This is a genomic window from Pseudactinotalea sp. (assembly GCF_048594945.1).
In the GTDB taxonomy this organism is placed as follows: domain Bacteria; phylum Actinomycetota; class Actinomycetes; order Actinomycetales; family Beutenbergiaceae; genus Pseudactinotalea.
The window spans coordinates 1-19,213 of record NZ_JBMDXJ010000023.1 but is presented as its reverse complement, the minus strand read 5'-3'; the positions used below and the strand labels follow the sequence as shown (position 1 = coordinate 19,213).

The 19,213-nt window shown below is 69.5% G+C and carries 16 protein-coding genes and 1 pseudogene; 8 read left to right on the top strand and 9 right to left on the bottom strand.

The features are described from left to right. Positions 1-1,380, bottom strand: a pseudogene (locus tag ACOJSN_RS01145) (hypothetical protein); the annotation flags it as partial. An 87-nt stretch (positions 1,381-1,467) separates the two neighbouring features. On the opposite strand from ACOJSN_RS01145, the gene ACOJSN_RS01140 reads away from it, so the two are divergent. Then, positions 1,468-2,496, top strand: coding sequence for a LacI family DNA-binding transcriptional regulator (locus tag ACOJSN_RS01140; protein WP_420110670.1), 1,029 nt, complete (start codon positions 1,468-1,470; stop codon positions 2,494-2,496). On the opposite strand, the gene ACOJSN_RS01135 is transcribed toward ACOJSN_RS01140, so the two are convergent. Both ACOJSN_RS01135 and ACOJSN_RS01130 read right to left on the bottom strand, forming a co-directional pair. Beyond that, positions 2,447-3,280, bottom strand: coding sequence for an SMP-30/gluconolactonase/LRE family protein (locus ACOJSN_RS01135; protein ID WP_420110669.1), 834 nt, complete (start codon positions 3,278-3,280; stop codon positions 2,447-2,449). The genes ACOJSN_RS01140 and ACOJSN_RS01135 overlap by 50 nt on opposite strands. Next, a complete protein-coding gene (locus ACOJSN_RS01130) occupies positions 3,277-4,002 on the bottom strand; it encodes a FadR/GntR family transcriptional regulator (protein ID WP_420110668.1) in 726 nt (241 codons plus the stop codon). Before ACOJSN_RS01130 ends, ACOJSN_RS01135 begins: the two co-directional genes overlap by 4 nt. Positions 4,003-4,057: 55 nt before the next feature. Here ACOJSN_RS01130 and ACOJSN_RS01125 point away from each other — a divergent pair, with 55 nt between their 5' ends. Together ACOJSN_RS01125 and ACOJSN_RS01120 are read left to right on the top strand one after the other, a co-directional pair. Beyond that, a complete protein-coding gene (locus tag ACOJSN_RS01125; protein ID WP_420110667.1) occupies positions 4,058-4,804 on the top strand; it encodes a sugar phosphate isomerase/epimerase family protein in 747 nt (248 codons plus the stop codon). Then, positions 4,801-5,649 (top strand): phosphogluconate dehydrogenase C-terminal domain-containing protein, encoded by an 849-nt coding sequence (locus ACOJSN_RS01120; protein WP_420110666.1) that lies wholly within the window; start codon positions 4,801-4,803, stop codon positions 5,647-5,649. Before ACOJSN_RS01125 ends, ACOJSN_RS01120 begins: the two co-directional genes overlap by 4 nt. 6 nt (positions 5,650-5,655) lie before the next feature. Here ACOJSN_RS01120 and ACOJSN_RS01115 read toward each other — a convergent pair whose 3' ends face one another. From ACOJSN_RS01115 to ACOJSN_RS01090, 6 genes are read right to left on the bottom strand one after another with little or no spacing between them, the layout of a single operon-like run. Then, complete coding sequence (locus ACOJSN_RS01115) at positions 5,656-6,729, bottom strand: Gfo/Idh/MocA family protein (RefSeq protein WP_420110665.1); 1,074 nt, start codon at positions 6,727-6,729, stop codon at positions 5,656-5,658. Next, positions 6,726-7,571: an amidohydrolase family protein gene (locus ACOJSN_RS01110; protein WP_420110672.1), complete on the bottom strand. Its 846-nt coding sequence runs from the start codon at positions 7,569-7,571 to the stop codon at positions 6,726-6,728. The genes ACOJSN_RS01115 and ACOJSN_RS01110 overlap by 4 nt, the downstream gene beginning before the upstream one ends. 5 nt (positions 7,572-7,576) lie before the next feature. Then, positions 7,577-8,023, bottom strand: a complete 447-nt coding sequence (locus ACOJSN_RS01105) for a MaoC family dehydratase (RefSeq protein WP_420110664.1) — start codon at positions 8,021-8,023, stop codon at positions 7,577-7,579. Continuing rightward, positions 8,010-9,125: an extracellular solute-binding protein gene (locus tag ACOJSN_RS01100; RefSeq protein ID WP_420110663.1), complete on the bottom strand. Its 1,116-nt coding sequence runs from the start codon at positions 9,123-9,125 to the stop codon at positions 8,010-8,012. The genes ACOJSN_RS01105 and ACOJSN_RS01100 overlap by 14 nt, the downstream gene beginning before the upstream one ends. Next, a complete protein-coding gene (locus ACOJSN_RS01095) occupies positions 9,122-10,318 on the bottom strand; it encodes a CaiB/BaiF CoA transferase family protein (protein WP_420110662.1) in 1,197 nt (398 codons plus the stop codon). Before ACOJSN_RS01095 ends, ACOJSN_RS01100 begins: the two co-directional genes overlap by 4 nt. Continuing rightward, positions 10,315-12,753 carry a glycosyl hydrolase family 95 catalytic domain-containing protein gene (locus ACOJSN_RS01090; protein WP_420110661.1) on the bottom strand — a complete coding sequence of 813 codons (2,439 nt, stop codon included), beginning with the start codon at positions 12,751-12,753 and terminating at the stop codon, positions 10,315-10,317. Before ACOJSN_RS01090 ends, ACOJSN_RS01095 begins: the two co-directional genes overlap by 4 nt. Positions 12,754-13,085: 332 nt before the next feature. Here ACOJSN_RS01090 and ACOJSN_RS01085 point away from each other — a divergent pair, with 332 nt between their 5' ends. The 5 genes from ACOJSN_RS01085 to ACOJSN_RS01065 form a co-directional block, all read left to right on the top strand. Beyond that, positions 13,086-13,982, top strand: coding sequence for an ABC transporter permease (locus tag ACOJSN_RS01085; protein ID WP_420110660.1), 897 nt, complete (start codon positions 13,086-13,088; stop codon positions 13,980-13,982). Positions 13,983-13,987: 5 nt separating this feature from the next. Continuing rightward, positions 13,988-14,935 carry a carbohydrate ABC transporter permease gene (locus ACOJSN_RS01080; protein WP_420110659.1) on the top strand — a complete coding sequence of 316 codons (948 nt, stop codon included), beginning with the start codon at positions 13,988-13,990 and terminating at the stop codon, positions 14,933-14,935. 62 nt (positions 14,936-14,997) lie between these two features. Then, a complete protein-coding gene (locus ACOJSN_RS01075; protein ID WP_420110658.1) occupies positions 14,998-16,680 on the top strand; it encodes an ABC transporter substrate-binding protein in 1,683 nt (560 codons plus the stop codon). 344 nt (positions 16,681-17,024) lie between these two features. Next, positions 17,025-18,035 carry an HNH endonuclease family protein gene (locus ACOJSN_RS01070; RefSeq protein WP_420110657.1) on the top strand — a complete coding sequence of 337 codons (1,011 nt, stop codon included), beginning with the start codon at positions 17,025-17,027 and terminating at the stop codon, positions 18,033-18,035. Further along, a partial coding sequence (locus ACOJSN_RS01065) for a TM0106 family RecB-like putative nuclease (protein WP_420110671.1) occupies positions 17,959-19,213 on the top strand: 1,255 nt, incomplete at its 3' end. The genes ACOJSN_RS01070 and ACOJSN_RS01065, both read left to right, overlap by 77 nt.

Below are 19,213 nucleotides of genomic sequence, written 5' to 3'. Positions count from 1 at the left end.
GTCCACGAGGTCGCGGTACCGGTCCCGCACCGCGGCAGGGTCCGTCGCGCCCATCCGGATCGTCTCGGCGTAGCTGATCACGTGCGGCTGCTGCCACAGCAGCAGCGGGCCGATGATGTTCGGGCTCTCGATGCCCTCCGGCCCCACATGCTTGGGCCAGCGCGCGCCACGGAAGCCCTGGTCGGCGGCGATCTGCTGCGCCACCGGCAGGATCTCGCGGTACCAGGCCAGGCTCCGCTCGAGCAGCTCGGGGCGCCCCCACACCGGGAAGTGCGCCGCGTGCCACCAGTGCATCTCCAGGTGGAAGGTGCCGCCCCAGCTGTTGCAGATCAGCCCGGTCTCCTGCGGCGGCGTGGACCCGGAGGAGTGCACCTTGGTCTGGTAGAGCGAGAGCACGATGCGCCGCTCGAGTTCGTGCGCGCGCTCGTCGGTGCTGCCGCTGAGGTCCAGCGCGGCGCCGCTGCGCCAGAACGACTCCCACCCCCGCGCCGACCGCTCGAGCACCTCGTCCGCGTCCGCGAGCGCCTCGCGACCCAATGCCGGGGCGAACTCGACCACAGCGCTGAGCCGGTCGCCGTCGGCACTCAACACCCAGTGGTGCCGCTGGCCGCTGACGGAGAACGCGCCCGCGGCGCGGGTCTGATAGGTGGCCTCATCGAGGCGGCGGTCCCATACGTGCGCCGCGCCCTCGCGGCCGTAGGCGGTCGTGTGCGCATCCGGCTGATCCCACAGCGGCGGCGCCTCGAAGCTCTCCTCCACGTGCGGGAAGGCGACCTCGACTGCGAGTCGCCCCTCGCGTAGGAGCGTGGAGTCGATCGTGAAGGCGATCGCGTCGCGATCGGGGTCGACGGCGGTGCGTACCTCGACCGGGACCCCCGCCACCTCGAACCGGCTGGTCACGATGCCGGTCCACAGGTCGTGCTCCTGGTCGACGGCGCCCACCTGCTCCCACGCCGGCGCGGCACCATCGAGCAACAGCCCGATGCGCGCCAGGTGCAGCCGCTGCGGGTTGACCCAGAAGTAATAGCCGGCCGCTCGACCGGAGGCGGCGGACTGCTCACGATCCTCCATGTAGTCGTACGCGGTGGGGTAGGAGATCGGACCGCGTGGGCTGTCGTAGGGCTCGAGCGTGTCTGCGAGCCTCCACCCCTGCGGGTTCGGCGCCCAGTGGTAGCCCCACTGCGCCTGCGTGCCGAGCGGCATCGCATCCTCGCCGCGCTGCCGGGCCGCGTTGCGCTCGTACCGGTCGGCGAAGGTCTGCAGGCCGGTGTGGTCCACCGTGACGGCGAACTCGCCGTTGCCGACAGAGAGTGGGGCCTCCGGCCGAGGCTCCTGATACCTGATGGTGTGGCGGCCGACGACGGCGGCTCTGTCGATCACGTGCATGGCTCCTGTTCTCAGTTCACCTGGGCCGCCCTGGTGAAACGTTTGTGCGCGATGCTTGCCTACGCTATTACGATCCTGGTCATGGTGACTCTCCGCGATGTGGCTGGGCACGCCGGGGTGTCGGTCTCGGTGGTGTCGCGCGTGCTCAACGCCGACCCCTCGATTCGGATCCGGCCCGAGACGCGCGACCGGGTGATGGAGTCCGCGCGGCTGCTCCGGTACGCGCCGAACTCAGCGGGACGCTCGCTGCGGCGATCCCGGACCCACCTGCTCGCTCTCGTGGTGCCGGATGTCACGAACGCCACCTTCACCGACGTCGTCGCCGGCGTGGAGTCGCGTGCGCTCGATCAGGACTACTCGGTGCTGCTGGCCTCGAGCCCGCGGATGCAGCCGGGCAGCGATGGCTTCACCCGCCTGCTGAGCGAGCGGCTCGTGGATGGCGTGCTGCTGCAGAAGGGTGACGACGCACCGATCGATCTGGTCTCCCGCGCGCTCTCGCACCCTGAGCGCACCGTGCTGATCAACTCCGGCCCCGTGCCCGGGGTGTCCACGATCGCGCTCGACGATGTCGCGGCCGGTGCCCTCGCCACGCGCCACCTGCTCGAGCTGGGTCACCGCAGCATCGGCTACCTCGGCGGAGTGCCCACATCGGACACCAACGACCGCCGCCGCGCCGGCGTGGAGCAGACTCTTGCGGAGGCCGGGCTGAGCCTGCGGCGCGAGCACGCCACCTCGCTCGGCTACACCTACCGTTCAGCGCGCGATGCGGCTCGCATCCTGCTCAGCCGCCAGAACCCGCCGACCGCGCTCGTGGTCGGCAACGTGAACGCCGGTATCGGCGCCATCACCGAGGCCGCCGAGATGGACGTGCGGGTGCCGGACGATCTCTCCGTGATCGCGATCCACGACATCTGGCCGGCGATCACGTGCGCACCCGCGTTGACCACGGTCCGGCTGCCGATGAAGCAGCTCGGTGGCACCGCCGTCGATGTGCTGCTCGCGGGACTCGATTCCGAGACGCACACGGCTCAGGTTGTCGACGATCCCGCGCCCGAGCTGATCATCCGGAGCTCGACCGCACCACCCGGTACAGCGAGCGACCGGCCGTGACGTACCAGCCGCCGGGGTAGGGGCAGAGGTTGGAGACCCGTTCCGGCAGCTCGATCGTGTGCGCCAGCACACCGCCGGGGGTGTAGACCCGCACCTGGCGGCCGGCCGAGGTCCAGATCAGGCCATCCGGATCAACGCGCAACCCGTCGGGAAATCCCGGGTCGATCTCGGCGAACACCTCGCTGGCACCGGTGGCGAGGTCGAACACGCGTAGGTGGTGTGGCCCCTCTGGGTGCCACGTGCGCCCGGAATCGGCCACGTACAGCAACGAGAAGTCGCGGGAGAAGGCAAGCCCGTTGGGGTGGACCATGTCGGTGATCATCGGCACCGCCTCGCCATCGGCGTAGCGGAACACGTAACAGCCTGCGTACTCTTGCTCGCCCGGATGCCCCTCGCGGCCGGAGGAGTGCAGGCCGTAGGGCGGGTCGGTGAACCAGATCGCACCATCCGCGGCGACCACGATGTCGTTCGGTGAGTTGAAGCGGACTCCGCCACCCCAGGTGGACACCACGGTGGTGGTGACGCCGTGCGCCACTCGTTCGACCGCGCGGCGCCCGTGGCTGCACTGCAGGATCGATCCGTCGTGGTCGCCGGTGCGACCGTTGGGGTACTCGGCGGCGTCGTCGACCACGGTCATACCGCCGGTGGCGGGATCGATGTCGAGGATGCGGTTGTTCGGGATGTCGCTGATTCGGACGCTCCTGGTCGCGGCCAGCCAGAGTGGTCCCTCAGCCCATTCGGCCCCGGACCACACCCGCTCGGCCTCGCTCGGCCACCCGTTCATCTCGTCAGCTCGGTGAGCCGGCGTGCCGCACTGTGCATGGGCGTGGCCATGGCGGAGGCGGCAGCATCGGGGTCGCGAGCACCGATCGCGGCCGCGACCGCCGCGTGCTGCGCGATCGCTTCCTGCGCCTCTGCCTGCGTCTGTGCAGCCCGGTCTGCCCACACTCGCAGCAGGGATCGGATCGTCTGCAACAGGTCGAGCAGCACCTCGTTGGCAGTGCCTCGCGCCAGTTCCAGGTGGAACTGCAGATCCGACTCGACGAACGCCGGCAGGTCGCGCTGAGCGGCGCGCATCGCCTCCAGATGCTCGCCGAGGCGGGCCACAGCGGCCTCGTCCATGCGTGTGGCCGCCACCCGCGCGGCATAGATCTCGAGCGCACTACGCACCTCGATCAAGTCAGCGGTCTGGCGTGCGCCGAGCGCGAGACCCCAGCTGAGCGTCTGCGGCAGCAACTCGCTGGTGTGCCCGCGCAGATAGGTTCCGGCGCCTGAGCGCACGGTCACGATCCCCAGCATCTCCAACGCGGCCAATGCCTCGCGCACCGCGGACCTGCCCACGCCGAGGGTCTCAGCGAGTTGCCGCTCCGGGGGGAGCCGCGTGCCCGGTTCGATCTGACCGGTGGTGAAGATCTCCAGCAGCCGCGTGGCGACCGTGGACCGCGACTCGAGCGCCCCGATGCTCGCCGCAATCTCCGCGGTCGCGTCATCACGGAAGGCGGGCATGGCGGTAGCGTAGCCGCGATCTCGAACCTATCAACCGGTTGCTAGGATGACCGCGATGGGCACGATTGGTCTTGGCACCTACGCCTACTTCTGGCGCCACCGCGCAGGCATGTCGATCGAGGACGCCCTGCGCGACACCGCCGATCAGGGCCTCTCGCTCTTCCAGATCTGCGATGACGACCGCATCGAGACCGCCGATCTCGCCGCGATTCGTTCCGTGGCCGATCAGCGCGGGATCACGCTCGAGCTCGGCACCCGCGGCCTGGAGACCGAGCACGTGCGGCGCTATCTGGCGATCGCTCGCGAGCTCGGGGCCACCCTGATCCGCTCCATGGTGACCACCGGTGTGGACCAGGCAGCGCTCCTGCTGGATGCCGTCGCGCCGGAGCTGGCCGAATCCGGAGTGCGCCTCGCCCTGGAGAACTACGAGAAGATCCCGACGGCGGATCTCGTGCGTCTCGTCGAGGGCCGCGAGCACGTGGGCATCTGCCTCGACCCGGCCAACACGGTCTCGATCCTCGAACACCCCCGTGACGTGATCGATCTCGCCTCGCCACACGCCATCAACCTGCACATCAAGGACTTCGCGTTCACGCGCACGCAGGGCTGGGTCGGCTTCAGCCTCGCCGGCGCCCCACTCGGCGAAGGGCTGCTGCCGCTCGACCATCTGCTGGCAGCCGCTCCTGGCCCGAACCGGATCGTGGAGCACTGGCTGCCGTGGCAGGGCGATGCACGAACCAGCTGCGAGCGCGAGCGCGAGTGGACCGCCCACTGCATCCGAGTACTCAAGGAGAGAGCATGACCACCCTGACGATCGCCCTCATCGGCGCCGGCGGCAAGATGGGCTTCCGCGCCGGCGACAACCTCATCGAGACCGACCACCGCGTGCTGTGGGTGGAGACCTCGGAGGCGGGGCAGCAAGCACTGGCCGCCGTGGGCCGCACCGTGACCCCGGGCACCGAGGCAGCCGCCAAGGCTGACGTCATCATCCTCGCGGTCCCCGACCGCGCGCTCGGCCCCGTCTCGACCGACCTGGTGCCGCACGCCAAGCCCGGCACGATCGTGCTCACGCTCGACCCCGCCGCCGCCTACGCGGGCCTGCTCGCCGAGCGGGAGGACATCGTCTACGCGAGCGCGCACCCCTGCCACCCCTCGGTGTTCCTGCAGCGCTCCACCCCGGAAGAGTGGGCGGACACCTTCGGAGGCATCGCCGCGCCGCAGGATGCGATCGCCTCCGTGGAGTCCGAGGACCCGCAGGACCGGGCGAACGTCGAAGCCGTGGTGCGCGCGATCTACGCCCCTGTCATCGATGTCCACTGGGTCACGCTCAAGCAGCTCGCCCAGCTCGAGCCCACCCTGGTCGAGACGGTCGCCTGCATGATCGGCGGGCTCCTCAACGAGGCCCTTCAGGAGACGGTGAAGCTCGGGGTTCCAGAGGCCGCAGCGCGCAGCATCCTGCTCGGCCACACCCAGGTGGCGCTGGCGAACGGACTACGCGGCGACAACCCCTTCAGCGATGCGTGCCTGATCGCGATGGACTACGGCCGCGAGTCGATCATCAAGGACGACTGGAAGAAGATCTTCCGCGACGATCAGCTCGACCTCGTGCTGGCGCGCATGCTCCACCTGGACGCGATCGACCGCTGAGGCGGATCACGGCAGCGGGTGGCCGCCCGCGGTGCTGGCGTCGTGAGCCGCTTCCAGGACCGCCATGGTGCGGAGCACATCGGTCACCGCTGTCGGAAGCGAGTCCGACTCACCGGTCACGTAGCGCTGCAGCGCGCCCATGCATCCGATGAAGGCGTCAGGGAACCAGGAGCCCTCGACCTCGATCGCCTCCCAGCCCGAGCCGCGGCTGAGCTCCAACAGGTCAGCGCCGCCGCGGGGGTAGTCGAGCAGGAGCCCGAGCTGGGTGCGGATCGCGCCCTGGGTGCCGTGCCAGAGAACGGCGGCCTCCTGATGCTCCGGACCGAACGTGTGGTCGTGGTTGGTGCTGATGCTGACCCGCAGGGGGCGGTCGGCGTAGTGCAGCAGGTAGGCGGTGCGCGTGCTCGCGAGATCCGGCTTGCTGGGGTGCCCCACAGTCACAGCGGAGACGCCACTTGGATCCCCCACGAAGGAGCGCACCAGATCCACGTAATGGACCGAGTGCATCGGCATCTCCATGCGCTCGAGCCCGAAGACACTCGGGAACAGCTCCCACCGCGTCTCCACCCGCACGAGCACCTCGAGGTCCACCAGCTCGCCGATCGCCCCTTCGGCGATCAGCGCCCGGGCGGCCGCGATGTGCGGCGCGAACCGCAGCTGGGTGTTCACGGCAGCCTTCAACTGCTTCCGCTTCACGATTGCCGCGAGCGCCGTCGCCTGCTCGTACGTGTAGCCGAGCGGCTTCTGCAGCAGCACAGCAGCGCCTTCAGGTAGCCGCTGCAGGATCGAGGTGAAGGCGTCCGGCATCACCGCGACGTCGTAGATCACCTCGGTCCCGTACCTCGCCGCCGCCTCGGTGACATCCTCGTAGACGTGCTCGATGGCGTAGCTCGCCGCAAGCTTCTCAGCTCGCTCGCGATCGCGGTCCACGATGGCGGCCACGGGGAAGCCGGCCTTCGTGTACGCGGGGAGGTGCGCATCGCGCGCGATCCCTCCGGCACCGATCAGCACGATCGGCAGCGGGTTGCTCGGCCGCTCGGCCAGGTAGGCCGGGTCCGGGTCGAGCTCGGGAAACGTCACGATCCGAGCCCGTACACACGTGTGGCGGTGCCGGTGCTGAGTGCCTCCGCCTGCTCAGCCGGCAGGGCAGCCACGGCGTCCACCAGCACGCGCATGGTTGCCTCGGCACCGGAGAAGATCGTGCTGACCGGCCAGTCGCTGCCCAGCAGCAACCGATCGGCGCCGAACGCTCCGAGCGCTGCCGCGAGCACCGCGTCCATCTGCTCGGGTGTCACCGCCGCGCCAGCATCGTCGCGCCGGTAGATCCCCGACACCTTCGCCACTACATTGGGCAACCCACCGATCTCGGCGAGCTGATCCTGCCAGCGCGACCAGTCGCCGTCGGGCGGCCCTACCGGTGGGCTGCCGAGGTGGTCGAGCACGAACATGAGATCTGTGTGCTCACGTGCCAGTGTGACTAAGTTCTGCAGGTGTCGCGGCAGCACGGCCACGTAGTCCAGCGGCACCCCAGCGGCCTCGATCAGCCCGACGCCGCGGCGCTGCTCGGTGCCGAGGATCCAATCCGGGTCCGGGCGGTCGTGAGTGAGGTTGCGAACCCCCACGAACCCGGCGTCCTCCGCGAGCGCCGGTAGCCGCTGCGCGACCACATCCGGCTGCTCCAACGGCAGGTACACCACTGCGCCGAGCAGCCGCGGATCGGCCGCCACGAGCTCGAGCAGCAGGTCGGTCTCGGTGAGCGCCTCATCGGCCTGCACGAGCACCGCGTGCTCCACCCCGAACGGCGACAGCGCAGCGAAGCCTTCATCGACCGTGTGGTCGGCCTGCAACCGCTCCGGGGCCTCATCGAGCCAGGCGTAGCGGGACCGCGAACGGTCCCAGATGTGCAGGTGGGCGTCGATCACGTCTCTCAACTCCGCTTGTTGACCACGTACAGGTGCACGAGCGAGAGCACCGTATCCCCGTTCTGGTTGGTCACGGTGACGTGTTCATCCACGCGGCCGAGCTCGGGCCGGCGCGGGTGGTCGCTGACTTCGGTGATCTCCGCCTGCACGATGATGCTGTCGCCGATGTGCACCGGCTTGATGAAGCGGATCCGGTCGTAGCCATAGCTCATCGCCTGCGGGTTGACATCGCCGGCGGTCATGCCCACGGCGATCGTGATGATCAGCGTGCCGTGCGCGATACGCCCGCCCAGCCCGGCCTCGAGCGCCCACCGCTCATCCATGTGGTGCGGGAAGAAGTCGCCGCTCTGGCCGGCGTGCAGCACCACATCCGATTCGGTGATCTGCCGGCTCAAGGTGCGCCGCACCTCACCGACCTCGTAGTCCTCCAGATAACGATCAACGACCTGCATCTGCCACTCCCAAAGTCGCGAACATCTCGTCAAGATCAGCCAGCACCGGCGCCGCCGCCTCGCGTGCGGCCAACCCCCGGTGCACCCGCTCGCACGCGGCATCCTGCACGGCCATGAAGTCGGGGTGCTGCGGACGCAGACTCGCCAGCTCCAGCGTGCGGCGGGTGCCGGTGAAGAAGTCGTGCGTGAGCGCGTTGAGCGCCTCGTCCTCCCATGCGTGCACGTGCCCGGGCTGGCCGCCGCCGGTCGCGTAGACGCCGCGCTGCACGTCACCGGTGGCCACCCAGGTGGCGAAGGCGGTCGCCTCCTCGAGGTGCGCGCTACGGGCCGAGACCGCGAGCCCGGCACCGCCCAGCATCGAGCCGCGCGGTTCGCCGTCGATCTCGGGGATATCGGTCCAGCGGACCAGGTGCTCCCGGAAGCCCTCCCGCGCGTAGTTGCTGTAGCCGTACAGGAGCGGCGCGTAGGCCCACCGGTCCGCGGCGGCGAGCGTGTCAGCGACCTGGATCGGGTTCTGCGCGGCGCACTCCGGCGGCACCAGGTCCCGCAACTGCCCCAGCAGGTCCCAGGCCTGCGCAAAGGCGGCGGGCTCACCGAAACCGGACCGGCCGCCGTCGGCGCCCTGCAGACCCGAGGTGAGCGTGAAGGTCGAGGCGAACGCATCGATCGGCTTGCTCGGCCAGAGCACGACGCCCTCCTTCGCCAGCTCCAGCACCGCCTCCCAGGTGCGTGGCGGAGTGGGGAGCAGATCGGAACGATAGGCGGCCACCTGCGAGGCCGCATCGATCGCGAGACCGTACTGGGCGCCTTCCCAGCGATAGCTCTCGTACGACCGGCCCACGAACGCTGCCGGCCCTTCGCCGTCGGGCACGGCGGCCAGCAGTCCCGCGTGGGCGGCATGCGGGATGTGCGGGTGGTCGATGACCAGCAGGTCGAAGCGCTCGGTCAGCGCCTCCAGGCCCTGGTCGGCGAACGCCTGCAGCGAGCGCGCCTCCCAGGTGATCTCGACATCGCGCTCGGCCGCGTACGCAGCCGAGGCGGCCACCACGCTGTCCCGGCCACGCTCGTGGTCCCAGGTGATGCCGCGCAGCGCGATCGTCACGAGACCACCTCGGCCGGGCGCGGGGCCAGCTCAGCGCGCACCGACTCGGTGTCGGCGCCAAGCGTGGGCGCGGCGTTCCCGCCCCACAGTCGCTCGCCGTCGATGCGGATCGGCAGCCGGGTGGTGGTGACGTCGGTGGGCGTGCCGTCAACCTCGTCACGCCGCACTGTCTGCACCATGTCGATCGCTCGGAAGCCCTCGTGCTCCACGAGCTCATCGAGGTTGTGCAGTGGCGCGCACCAGACGTCGGCGGCATCCAGCACCGTGAGCCATTCGGCCGTGCCACGGGTGCGGAGCCGGTCGGCAAGCAACGTCTCGATGTGGCCGCGCTGCTCCCACCAGCTCTCGGGCTCGGTCATCTCCACCAGCTCGGGGATCTCGAGCAGCGTGCCGAGCTGCGGTACCGGGTTCATCGCGATCGAGAGGTAGCCATCAGCGGTCGGGTACACCCCGTAGGGCGCGGGCAGGTACGTGTGAGCGCTGTGCGGGCCGCGTGGGCGCGGCGTCACCGCCGCAGGCTCGGTGAGCCGGACCGAGAGGAGCTCGAACTGCAGGTCGAGCATCGCTTCCAACAGCGAGGTCTCCACCTGGCCGCCGATCCCGGTGCGCAGCCGCCGCAGCAGCAGCGCCGTGATGCCGTGCGCGAGGTGACAGGAGGCGAGGTGGTCGGCGATCGAGATCCCGAACGGGCTCGGCTCCGGGTTCGCCTGCAGCCACGGCAGCCCGGAGATCGACTGGGCGAGCAGGTCCTGGCCGGGCCGGTCACGCCACGGGCCGTCGTGCCCGTACCCGGTGATCGAGCCGTACACCACGCCCGGGTTGACCTCCTTGACGCTCTCGTAGTCGAGCCCGAGCCGCTTCATCACGCCGGGGCGGAAGTTCTCCACCACCACATCGGCCTGCTCCACGAGTTCGCGCACGAAGGCGAGCTGCTCGGGATCCTTCAGATCCGCGGCCACACTCTGCTTGCCGCGGTTCATCGCGTGGAACGAGACCGTGTCGGTGCCGGCGCGCGCACCTGCGAAGGCGAGCCCGCGGCCGATGTCGCCGAACCCGGGCCGCTCGATCTTGATCACCCGGGCGCCCAGGTCCGCCAGCCGCAGCGCGGCCACCGGCCCCGCGAGGAACTGGCTGAAGTCGAGGACCAGGAAGCCCTCCAAGGGGAGTGGGAGGTCCGCGCGCGCGGCTGTCATGACTGCTCCAGTGCGAGATCGTGGGCCAGGTCGACGACCTGCCCTGGTGAGAGGTCCAGCGTGCGGCTGTGTGGTCCGCTGACCACGCGCACGGTCTGAGCGGTGGGGTGCTCGGAAGCGATCCGAGCCGCGGTCAGCGTGCCGGCGCTCCAGCGCAGGTCCACCACGAGACCGCCGCGCGCACGCAGGCCGCGCACGCTTCCCTCGGCGAGGTCGGGCGGGAGCGCGGGCAGCAACTCCAGCGCACCGGCATGCGAGGCCAGCAGCGCCTCGGCGAGTGCGGCGACCACGCCGAAGTTGCCGTCGATCTGGAACGGCGGGTGCGCCGAGAACAGGTTGCGGTACAGGCCGCCGCGCCACCGGCCGCCGGTCGGTCCAGGCTCGACCTCGATCGCCCGGCGCACGAACAGGTCGAGCAGACGTTGCACGGCCCCGGCGTCGTGGAGCCGGGCGCGCATCGCCATCTTCCACGCCAGCGACCAGCCGGTTCCCTCATCGCCGCGCGCATCCAGGCTGCGTGCCGCAGCCTGTGCGATCTCGGCCGACGGCGCAGCATCGGTCGGGTGGATCGCCACCAGGTGGGCGATGTGCCGGTGCTGCGGGTCGACCATCTCCGCGACGTCGGCCCACTCACGCAGCAGCCCAGCGCTGTCCACCCCGGTCGGGCGGATCCGCGGCAGGGTCTCGGCGGCCTCCTCGAGCAGCGGATCGGTGAGGCCGTACTCCTGCGCAAGCCGCAGCAGCGAACGCAGCAGGCCTCGAGAGAGCTCGAGGTCCATGGTGGCGTCGGCTGCCACCGAGGAGCCGCGCTCGGTCCCGGCGACCGCGTGACGGTTCTCCGGCGACGTGGCCGGCGAGGTGCCGAGGGTGCCGTCCTCACGCTCCTGCAGCCAGTCGAGCACGAACCGTGCGGCCCCCACGAGCGTGGGCCAGAACCGCGCGGCGGCCTGCTCATCGCGGCTGAACGTGAGCCGGTCCACCATGTGTGAGGTCAGCCAGACACCCGAGAACGGCCAGAACGCCCATGCCGGGTCGTGCGTGCCATCACCCATCGGCTCGATGAACGCCCAGATGTCGCTCGCGTGGTGCGACACCCACCCCTGCGAGGAGTAGATCCGGGAAGCAGGCTCGACGCCGCGCTCGGCGAACGCCTCGATCAGATCGAACAGCGGCTCGGCACACTCGGCCAGGCCGGTGGTCTCCGCGAGCCAGTAGTTCATCTCGAGGTTGATGTTCATCGTGAAGTCCGAGCTCCACGGCGGCTGCATCTGCTGATTCCAGATGCCTTGCAGGTTCGCGGGCGTGCCGCCAGGCCGCGAGCTGGAGATCAGCAGGTAGCGGCCGTACTGGAACAGCAGCGCGGTGAGCTCAGGGGCCAGGCCGGCGCGCGCGGTCTCACCCTGCGCCACCGCAGCGAGCAGCGCATCGGTATCGGCTGTGTCGGTCTCACTCGGCCCAGCCGTGGCACCCAGCCGCAACTCCGCACGGTCGTAGAGCTCCCGGTGTGCGGTGACGTGCTCGGCCTCCACGTGCGCGAGCCCGGCAGCGAGCGCCTGCCGCACCCGTTCCTGCGCACGCGCGAGCGCCGCCGCCGGCTGCTGCGAGGGCTCGTGCCCGAGGCGAGTGAACGTGGTCTGGACCGAGATCACCACGGTCGCTGCGCCGTCGGCCTCGATCACCACGCCCTCAGGCGTGGTCCGGGTGCGCACGGTGCCGCCCACCGCGTGCAGCGCCACCGCAGCCTGCACACCGCGAGGGTGCTCCGCCCAGCGGATCGGATCGGGCTCGCGGTTGTACGCGGGCGCGACATCATCGGGCGCGCGCAGCACCAGCCACGCGCGCTCCCCCTCGGCGCCGGCGTCCTCAAGACGCAACGGTGAGTCGAACGTGAACGCGACCGGCTCGTCGGCCTGCACCTCCAGCACCATCACCTCGTGCGGTGCACTGATGAAGGAGCGCTGCTGCACACCCGGCGCGCGAGTCCACGCGGTCGCGGTCTGCAGATCGAGGCCGCGCCGATACCCGTCGGCCTCGGCCGGCGAGTCCACGGCATCGTGTTCGGGCAGCACGTCGCCCTGCGGCGCGGGCTCCGCGACAGCGCCGATCGTGCGGCGCAACCGCGCCAGCGGCTGGAACGACTGCGGGTAGGAGTGCTGCAGCGCCTGCAGCGCCTCCTCGGCCGCGACGTAGTCACCCTCAGCGATCGCGGCGCGCGAGGACTCGATCGCGGCTGCCGCGATCTCGCTGCTGACCGGGTGCGGCTGCGGGGTGCGGCCGGGGCCGGACCACACGCTGCCCTCACTCAGCCAGATCAGCTCCTCGCGGATGCCGCCGTAGACCATCGCGCCGAGCCGTCCGTTGCCGAGGGGCAGCGCCTCAACCCACTCGGCCGCCGGGCTGGCGAACTCGAGTCGATGGATGGGGTGCGCCGTCATTGTCGCTCCAGGGAATCGTTTTTACTGGTCCGCACACGATAGACGGTGAACCCCTCGATCCCGCAACCTGCGGCGAGATCTAGTCACAAGTCGGTCTCGGAGGTTGCGTCGATACAGTGACCGTGGTTAGCATCCGAACAAACGATTCACCTGACGACGAGGTCACCAGGTGCGCAAAGCCGCCACGCAGCGGCGCGCAAACGAGGCCTGACGATCGAGAGGACCACCGAGGTGCAGACAGACGTCTGGGCACGCCGATGACGCCGACACCGGTGCCGGCGACCGCCGTCGCAACCCGCCCAACCGGGCGTGACCGCGGTCGACCTGGCCGCTTGCGCGCATCGATCCGACGGCGGTGGCAGCTCTACCTGCTGGTGATCCCACCGCTGCTCTACTTCCTGATGTTCAAGTACGTGCCGATGGGCAACGCCGTCATCGCCTTCAAGCACTACAACATCATCGCGGGCATCTGGGCGAGCGAGTGGGCCGGCTTCGAGTACTTCGAGCGGTTCTTCAACAACCCGATGTTCACCACCGTGGTGAGCAACACGTTCCTGCTCAGCCTGTACGCGCTGATCGCGAGCTTCCCGATCCCGATCATCCTGGCACTCGCGCTGAACGAGGTCCGCGGCCGGCTCTTCAAGCGCACCGTACAGATGGTCACGTACGCGCCGTACTTCATCTCCACCGTGATCGTGGTGTCGATGGCGATCCTCATCCTCTCGCCGAGGATCGGGCTCGCCTCCGATGTGCTCGGCTTCTTCGGCGTGCCGCCCACCGACTGGCTCGCCAAACCGGACTTCTTCCGGCACGTGTACGTGTGGACCGAGGTCTGGCAGACCGCCGGCTACTCGGCCGTGATCTACCTGGCCGCACTGGCCGGTGTTGACCCCGGGTTGTACGAGGCCGCGAAGGTCGATGGCGCCAACCGGCTCCAGAAGATCTGGCACGTGGACCTGCCGAGCATCATGCCGACCATCGTGGTGGTACTGATCCTGTCGGTCGGATCGATCATGGCGGTCGGGTTCGAGAAGGCGTTCCTGCTGCAGAACCCGCTCAACCTCTCGCAGTCGGAGATCATCGCGACCTACACCTACAAGCTCGGCATCCTCAACGCCGACTTCAGCCTCGCCACGGCCGTGGGGCTGTTCAACTCGGTGATCAACCTCGCCCTGCTGCTGGGCGTGAACGCGGTGTCCAAGCGGGTCACCGGGAACGGGCTGTGGTGACCACCGTGACGACGACCCAGATCCAGGACGAGCCCACCACGGCCCCCAAGCCCACGATCCGCCGCACCCGCCCCACCAAGGTGCGCGAGTCGCTCGTGGACCGACTGTTCCTCATCGGCGTGTATGCGCTGCTGATCACGTTCCTGCTCGTGGTGCTGCTGCCGTTGCTGTACATCGTGGCGAGTTCGTTCTCGAGCCCCGGTGCGGTCTCCGCGGGGCGCGTGTTCCTGTGGCCGGTCGAGTTCACCTTGCGCGGCTACGAGGTCGCGTTGTCCAGCCCGAAGATCATGCGTGGCTTCACCAACTCGCTGTTCTACACCGTGGTGGGGACCCTGATCAGCGTCACGCTCACGGTGATGCTGGCCTACCCGCTGTCTCGCGCGGACTTCGTGGGTAGCAAGGTGCTCACGGGCGCCGTGGTGTTCACGATGCTGTTCGCGGGCGGCATGATCCCCACCTACCTGGTGGTGCAGGCCATGGGCATGCTCGACACCCGGTGGGCGCTGCTGATCCCCAACGCGGTGGCGGTGTGGCCAGCGATCCTGGCCATCACCTACTTCCGCACCGCGATTCCGGATGAGGTGCGAGAGGCCGGCGAGATCGACGGCGCCAGCGACATCCGGATCCTGTGGAAGATCGTGCTGCCGCTGGCCACCCCGATGCTCGCGGTCATCGCGCTGATGTACGCGATCGTGCAGTGGAACTCCTACTTCGACGCGCTGATCTACCTGCGCGACGAGAGCCTGTACCCCCTCCAGCTGGTGCTGCGGAACATCCTGATCCTCAACACCGACGGCGGTGGCGACGCCACCTCCTCGCTGGAACGCCAGCAGCTGGCGAACCTGCTCAAGTACTCACTGATCGTGATCTCCACGGTGCCGGTGATGCTGATCTACCCGTTCGTCGCGCGCTACTTCACCAAGGGCCTGCTGCTGGGCGCCGTGAAGGGCTGACCACACCACTCGAGGCCGTCGAGGACCGACGGATCCATCCTCACAACGAAGAGAGGCAACACATGAGGAGCCACACCCGGATTGCTACGGCGATGGTCGCCGTCGGCGGCCTGGCCCTGACGATCGCCGCGTGCGCCCCCGGCGGCGGCGGCGGAGGCGGGGGTGATGACGACGGCGCCTTCCAAGGCGGCGAGGATGATGGCGTCATCACCATCTTCAGCCAGCAGGGCGTCGATTCCGACCTCGACACCAACGAGCTCACGCTTCTGCTCGAGGAGGAGTTCGACGTCGACCTGCAGTTCGAGACCACCACATGGGACGCCGCTTCCGCCGCCGAGGCTCGGCAGATCACGCTGGCGAGCGGCGACTACCCCGACGCGTTCCTGTTGATCCCGTGGGTCAACCAGTTCACGCAGGCCGAGCTGCTCAAGCTCGGGGAGCAGGGCGTGATCCGCCCGCTGAACGACCTGATCGCCGATAACGCGCCGAACCTGCAGGCGGCATGGGAGACCACCCCGGAGTGGGAGGCACTCTCGACCGCACCTGATGGGAACGTGTGGGGCCTGCCGCAGTGGAACGACTGCTTCCACTGCACCTACCCCTCCAAGCTGTGGATGAACACGGCGTGGCTCGAGGCGGTCGGACTCGAGCAGCCGACCACGCCTGAGGAGCTGCGCGAGGTCCTCACCGCCTTCAAGAACGAGGACCCGAACGGCAACGGGCAGGCGGATGAGATTCCGATGTCCGGCTTCAACAGCGCCGTGATGCCCTACCTGATGAACCCGTTCGTGTACATGCCCACCGGCTCCACCGGTGGCGTGGTTCCGGGTTCGCTCGCGCTGCACGATGGCACCGTGACCCTGCAGCCCACGCTCGACGGGTGGCGTGAAGGCCTTCAGTACGTGCACTCGCTGCACGATGAGGGCCTGCTCGACGGTTCCACCTTCACCAACAACCAGGACGCGATCCTGGCGATGGGCGACCAGGCAGGCGACCCGATCCTCGGCTCGACCGTGGTGGGCCACCCGGGTGTGTTCGTCACGATCGGCCAGGATGACGAGCGTGACAAGGACTACGACCCGGTTCCGCCGCTGACCGGCCCGAACGGGTCCCCGGCGTCGGAGCTCCTCTCCTCGGTGGGTGGCGCGACGTTCGTCATCACCAACAAGGCCGGTGACGAGGAGGCGGCGAAGCTGACGCAGATCATCGACTGGATGATCGACTTCGACAACCACTACCGCGCCGAGTTCGGTGAAGAAGGCACGGCGTGGGACTACCCCGGTCCCGACGACGTCGCGCTCGACGAGACCATGGAGCCGCTCGTCGTCCGGTACCGCCTCAGCGGCGCCGAGGCCACCGAGAACGCCAACGTGGCGTGGGGCCCGCTCGCGCAGTACTACGGCAGCGCCGAGTTCCGCGGCGGCCAGGTGGTGCCGGAGGACATCTACGACCTGGCGGGTTACGAGCGCCGTCTGCAGGAGGCGACCGTGCCCTACGCGGAGAACAGCCCGGCTGAGGTGTTCCCGTACTGGAACCTGTGGATCCCGGAGGACCAGTCGTCCGACCTTGCCACCGCGCAGACCAACATCGAGAACCTCGTGCTGCAGGCGAACGCCGAGTTCGTGACCGGTGTGCGTGACATCGATGACGACGCCGCATGGCAGGAGTTCCAGGATCAGCTCGTCGCCAACGGCGCCGAGCAGTACGTCCAGATCTACCAGGACGCCTGGGACGCCACGCAGTAGGGCATGAGTCCATCGTGACGGCGGCGGTCCGGGTTGCGTAGGCACCCGGGCCGCCGCTCTGTTCTGCGCCCTCCCAACCCGGAGCGAAGCCGTCCGGGCTCAGCTGTCAACGCTCTTTTGACCTGACGACGGTTTCAACGCTGATCCGGCAGCGGCCGCCGGAACCGCGCTGGCATCGCCGACCGTCGTTGTGGCGCCGGAACAGCAACGAAAGCCGCGCTACGCCGAAAGAGCGTTGAATTCTCGCTGGCCTGATTTCCACAGGTGCATGCTGATGCACCTCTGTCCACAGCAGGGGTGCCCGACGGCGGCGCGAGGGTGGGCGGGTCGGTCACCATCGCGGGATGGGAACCGGGGCGAGAAGGCTAGCCACGCTGGTGGTCGTGGTGCTCCTTGCCACGGCCGTGGTGTGCGTGGTGCCGTTGTGGTGGGCGCGGGTGCGGCCGCAGCCAGCCACACCGGTGGACGCGGAGCGGGTAGCGGCGGCACGGGAGTCGCTGCAGGCGTTGCGGATCACCGAGCCGCTCCCCCTCGAGGGATACCAGCGGGAGTTCTTCGGCGACCCGTGGGCGGACGTCGACGCCAACGGCTGCGACACTCGCAACGACGTGCTCGCCGCGTGGCTGACCGATGTGGCCCTCGACCTGGTCCGGCCATGCGTGGTGGTCTCGGGCACCCTCCGCGACCCGTACACCGGGCACATCGTCGACTTCCGGCGCGGTCCGGACACGAGCGCTGAGGTGCAGATCGACCACGTGGTGGCGCTCGCCGACGCCTGGCGCAAGGGTGCGGCAGGCTGGCCGTCGCACGTGGCGCTGGCGTTCGCGAACGACCCGGCGAACCTCGTGCCGACCGAGGGCGCGGTCAACCAGGACAAGGGCGCGAGCGATGCCGCCACCTGGATGCCACCCAACACGGGCTTCCACTGCGCGTACGCGGTGCAGCAGGTCGCGATCAAGTCCGCGTACGGGATCGGGGTCACGAGCGAGGAGGTCGGGGCGCTCGCCGAGACGCTCGCGCGGTGCCCGCCGGCGCCCGCTGCGACAGGGGTGTCGGCCCTGGGCGTTAACCTCGCCAGCGACACCCACCCGGAGCGGGCGGCGATCGCACGCCCGGCCACCGCGACCATCACAGAGAGGAGTGGCCGTGTTCTCGCTCGATCAGACCATCGTCATCTCGGCCACCGATCTCACCGTCGCGCTCACCTGCGAGTACGCCCTGCTGCGCCGAGCCGACGAGGTGCTCGAGCGGGCGCCACGGCTGGAGACGAGCAACCCGATGCGCGAGCGCGCCGCGGCGCTCGGGGACCTCCACGAGGAGCGCATGCTGACCGGCTACCGGGACCGGTTCGGTGACCGCGTGGTCGAGATCGCCGGTGTCGAGGAGTGGACCCGGGAGGAGCTGCTGCGCCAGCACGAGGCGACGATCGCGGCGCTGACCGGTGGGGCGGCCGTGGTCGCCCAAGGCGGCTTCTTCGACGGTCGGTTCCACGGGCGTGCCGACTTCCTCGTGCGGGAGGAGGGCGGCGAGACCGGAGTGCGGTACGCCGTCGTCGATGCCAAGCTCGCGCGCCGCGCGAAGGACACGGCGATCCTGCAGCTCGCCGCCTACGCGGACCAGCTCGACCGAGCCGGCGTACCGCTCGCGCCGCGGACGCACCTGCACCTGGGCAATGACGTGCTCACGGACCACAGCACGCGGGACAGCCTGGTGGTGCTCGGCGAGATCCGCGACCGCGTGGACGAACTGATCGAGCGCCACGCAGCGAGCGGCGAGGCAGTGGTGTGGGGCGATCCGAGGATAACTGCCTGCGGCTGGTGCGACTACTGCGCGGACGCGATCGACCGCGCACGTGACGTGCGGCTGGTGTGGGGGCTGCGCGCCGGGGTGCGCGACCTGCTGCGTGCGTCCGGACTCGCCACGATCGATGCACTCGCAGCGTCCGAGGGACCGGTCGAGGGCGTCAACCCCGCGGCGCTGCACCGGTTCCGTACGCAAGCACGGCTGCAGCTCGCCCAGGAGCAGGCCGAGGCCGCCGGTACCGAGCCGGCCGTCACCGCGCAGGTGCACTCGCTCGCGCCCCTGGACGCGTTGCCGGCCCTCGATCCCGGCGACGTGTTCTTCGACTTCGAGGGCGACCCGATGTGGGTCGATGGCGATCGCAGCCAGTGGGGTCTGGAGTACCTGTTCGGCGTTCTGGAGACTCCCGACGGCGTAGCACCGGATGGTCGTTACGTCACCTTCTGGGCCCCTGAGCGGGAGTCGGAGACGCAGGCGCTGCTCGATTTCCTTGAGTACCTGCGGAGGCGCCGCGCGGCCCACCCGGGGATGCACGTCTACCACTACGCCTTCTATGAGCCGGCGGCGATGCGGGCGCTGGGGGCACGGCACCGGGTGCCGCGGGAGCGGATCGAGGAGGCACTCGAGACGTTCGTTGACCTGTACGAGACGGTCAAGCGCGGTGTACACGTCTCGCAGCGGTCGTACTCGATCAAGAAGCTCGAGCCGCTCTACATGGGCGAGCACCTCCGCG

Bases quoted from the DNA above. Each gene is read 5' to 3' on its own strand.
- ACOJSN_RS01140 (WP_420110670.1), top strand. From the start codon at position 1,468: ATGGTGACTCTCCGCGATGTGGCTGGGCACGCCGGGGTGTCGGTCTCG.
- ACOJSN_RS01135 (WP_420110669.1), bottom strand. From the start codon at position 3,280: ATGAACGGGTGGCCGAGCGAGGCCGAGCGGGTGTGGTCCGGGGCCGAA.
- ACOJSN_RS01130 (WP_420110668.1), bottom strand. From the start codon at position 4,002: ATGCCCGCCTTCCGTGATGACGCGACCGCGGAGATTGCGGCGAGCATC.
- ACOJSN_RS01125 (WP_420110667.1), top strand. From the start codon at position 4,058: ATGGGCACGATTGGTCTTGGCACCTACGCCTACTTCTGGCGCCACCGC.
- ACOJSN_RS01120 (WP_420110666.1), top strand. From the start codon at position 4,801: ATGACCACCCTGACGATCGCCCTCATCGGCGCCGGCGGCAAGATGGGC.
- ACOJSN_RS01105 (WP_420110664.1), bottom strand. From the start codon at position 8,023: ATGCAGGTCGTTGATCGTTATCTGGAGGACTACGAGGTCGGTGAGGTG.
- ACOJSN_RS01095 (WP_420110662.1), bottom strand. From the start codon at position 10,318: ATGACAGCCGCGCGCGCGGACCTCCCACTCCCCTTGGAGGGCTTCCTG.
- ACOJSN_RS01090 (WP_420110661.1), bottom strand. From the start codon at position 12,753: ATGACGGCGCACCCCATCCATCGACTCGAGTTCGCCAGCCCGGCGGCC.
- ACOJSN_RS01075 (WP_420110658.1), top strand. From the start codon at position 14,998: ATGAGGAGCCACACCCGGATTGCTACGGCGATGGTCGCCGTCGGCGGC.
- ACOJSN_RS01070 (WP_420110657.1), top strand. From the start codon at position 17,025: ATGGGAACCGGGGCGAGAAGGCTAGCCACGCTGGTGGTCGTGGTGCTC.